Raw genomic sequence first — 2,553 nt, forward strand, 5'->3', positions numbered from 1 at the left:
TCCCGAGCCGGGCGGCAGGGGCGGGCGCGGGCTGCTCGGGCTCCGTGAGCGGGTCGCGGTCTACGGCGGCGACCTCGACGCCCGGCGCAGGCTCGGCGGCGGCTACCGGGTCCGCGCCACGATCCCGCTGGAGCGGCCATGACCCGGGTGCTGATCGCCGACGACCAGACCCTGGTCCGCACCGGCTTCACGATGATCCTCACCCGGGGCGGGCTGGACGTGGTCGGCGAGGCGTCCGACGGTCTCGAAGCCGTCGCCGAGGCGCTGCGGCTCGACCCCGACGTGGTCCTGATGGACATCCGGATGCCGAACCTCGACGGCCTGGAGGCGGCCCGCCGGGTGCTCGCCGACCGGCCGGGCTGCCGTGTGGTGATGCTGACGACCTTCGACCTCGACCGGTACGTGTACGCGGCCCTCGCCCTCGGCGCCAGCGGCTTCCTGCTCAAGGACGTCACCCCGGAGCATCTGGTCGCCTCGGTGCGGCTGGTCGCGACCGGCGACGCCCTGCTCGCCCCCTCGATCACCCGCCGGCTGGTCGAGCGGTTCGCCCGCCCCTCCCCCGCGCCCGAGGGCCTGGACGAGCTGACCCCGCGCGAACGCGAGGTGCTCAAGCTGATCGGCGGCGGGCTGTCCAACGCCGAACTGGCGGCGCGGCTCCAGCTCAGCGAGGCCACCGTGAAGACCCATGTGGCGCGGATCTTCGCGAAGCTGCGGCTGCGCGACCGGGCGCAGGCCGTCGTGGTGGCCTACGAGTCGGGACTGGTGACGCCCGGCGGTTCGTGATTCGATGAAACCGAACGTCGTTCTGGGAGCCGCCTTGACCACCACCGCCACGGAACCGACCAGGATCAACCTCGCCGGGCCCGAATTCTGGGGACGCCCGCTCCGCGAGCGCGACGCCGCCTTCGCCCGGCTGCGCGCCCTGCCCGCGCCCGTCCACTTCGACGAGCTCCGCATCCCGTTCATGCCGACGGGCGCCGGATTCCACGCCCTCGTTCGCCACGCCGACGTCGTCGAGGCCAGCCGCAGACCCGAGATCTTCTCCTCCGAACCCGCGTCCAACAGCATCACCGACCTGCCCGGCTACCTCGCCCGGTTCTTCGGCTCGATGATCAACATGGACGATCCGCGGCACGCCCAGATCCGCCGGATCGTCTCGCGCGCCTTCACCCCCCGGATGCTGCGCCGGCTGGACGACGACATCGACAGGGCCGCCCGCGAGATCGTCGACGACGTCCTGGCCGGGAAGGGCACCGGCGACTTCGTCCTGGACGTCGCGGCGCGGCTGCCCGTCCGGATCATCTGCGACATGATGGGGGTCCCGGCGTCCGAGCGGACCAAGGTGTTCCACCACACCAACACGATCCTCGGCATCGGCGACCCCGAGTACGGCATCGGCACCCGGATCACCAGGACGACGACCGCGATCGGGCTGATGCGCGTCCTGGACGCCGCGATGGACCTCCAGCTCCTGGTCCGCAGGCTCGGCAGGGAACGCAAACGCCGTCCGGCCGACGATCTGATCACCGCGCTGGTCCATGGGAACGTCGACGGCGAGAGCCTGTCCGACCAGGAGCTCGGCTCGTTCTTCATCCTGCTGGTCGCGGCGGGCAACGAGACCACCCGCAACGCGATCTCGCACGGGCTGAAACTGCTGACCCTCAACCCCGACCAGCGGGCCCTGCTCGTCGCCGACCCCGACACGCATCTGCCGACGGCCGTGGAGGAGATCGTCCGCTACTCCACCCCGGTCATCCAGTTCCGCCGCACCCTGACCCGCGACCACGTGCTCAACGGCCATCCGCTGCGCCAGGGCGACAAGGTGCTGCTCTACTACAACTCCGCCAACCGCGACGAGGCCGTGTTCACCGACCCCGACCGGTTCGACATCACCCGCAAGCCCAACCCGCACGTCGGGTTCGGCGGTCCCGGACCGCACTTCTGCCTCGGCGCGAACCTCGCCCGCCGCGAGATCTCGGTGATGCTCCGCGAGCTCTACACCCGCGCGCCGGGCCTGCGCTCCACCCGTCCGCCGGACCGGCTGCTGTCGGGGTTCATCAACGGGATCAAACGCCTGGAGTACACCGTCTGACCAGCGGGGGGCTACGGCACCCAGTAGTGGCCGGTGGCGGTGTCGCGGGCCAGGAATCGCGTCTCCACGAGGTAGCGGCGGATCGACACATGGTCGATCACGCCGCCCTCGGTGTAGCGCCGCAGGATCTCGTTGACGGTCTTCTCGTCGTAGCGGACGTCCCGGTCGAACGCCTCCGCGGCCAGCCGCTCCAGCACGACGAGCCGCCGGTTCCACTTCGCGGGCAGCCGGATCAGTCTTCCGTCGCGCAGGAAAGCGGACGGATCCCAGGACGTCGTCATCGTTCGAGCCTAATCACGCCCCGGCTCCCTGACGAACGGATTTCCGGGCGGCCCCGGCCGGTCAGGCGAGCGTGACGGTCACCTCGATCCCGGCGGCGTCGCCGGGGTGGAGCCGGAGATCGCGGACGACGCCCGCGGCCGTCAGATCGTCGCGGGCCTCGGCGTCGGAGGCCGCGCCCG

General features: G+C 71.4%; 3 protein-coding genes. 2 read left to right on the forward strand and 1 reads right to left on the reverse strand.

What is annotated here, in order from left to right; all coding sequences use genetic code 11:
* Window positions 1–138 precede the first annotated feature (138 nt).
* Both ACYVE7_RS32405 and ACYVE7_RS32410 read left to right on the forward strand, forming a co-directional pair.
* Window positions 139–783, forward strand: coding sequence for a response regulator (locus ACYVE7_RS32405; protein ID WP_460370181.1), 645 nt, complete (start codon window positions 139–141; stop codon window positions 781–783).
* Between the two features lie 4 nt (window positions 784–787).
* Window positions 788–2,092: a cytochrome P450 gene (locus ACYVE7_RS32410; protein WP_460370182.1), complete on the forward strand. Its 1,305-nt coding sequence runs from the start codon at window positions 788–790 to the stop codon at window positions 2,090–2,092.
* Window positions 2,093–2,103: 11 nt separating this feature from the next.
* Here the strand turns inward: ACYVE7_RS32410 and ACYVE7_RS32415 are convergent, their stop codons facing one another.
* Window positions 2,104–2,373: a DUF2087 domain-containing protein gene (locus ACYVE7_RS32415; RefSeq protein ID WP_460370184.1), complete on the reverse strand. Its 270-nt coding sequence runs from the start codon at window positions 2,371–2,373 to the stop codon at window positions 2,104–2,106.
* Between the last annotated feature and the right edge of the window lie 180 nt (window positions 2,374–2,553).

It is taken from the genome of Actinocorallia lasiicapitis, from assembly GCF_054778695.1.

Excerpts from the sequence above, each read along its gene's own strand:
- ACYVE7_RS32415 (WP_460370184.1), bottom strand. The coding sequence starts at position 2,373 with ATGACGACGTCCTGGGATCCGTCCGCTTTCCTGCGCGACGGAAGACTG.
- ACYVE7_RS32410 (WP_460370182.1), top strand. The coding sequence starts at position 788 with ATGAAACCGAACGTCGTTCTGGGAGCCGCCTTGACCACCACCGCCACG.
- ACYVE7_RS32405 (WP_460370181.1), top strand. The coding sequence starts at position 139 with ATGACCCGGGTGCTGATCGCCGACGACCAGACCCTGGTCCGCACCGGC.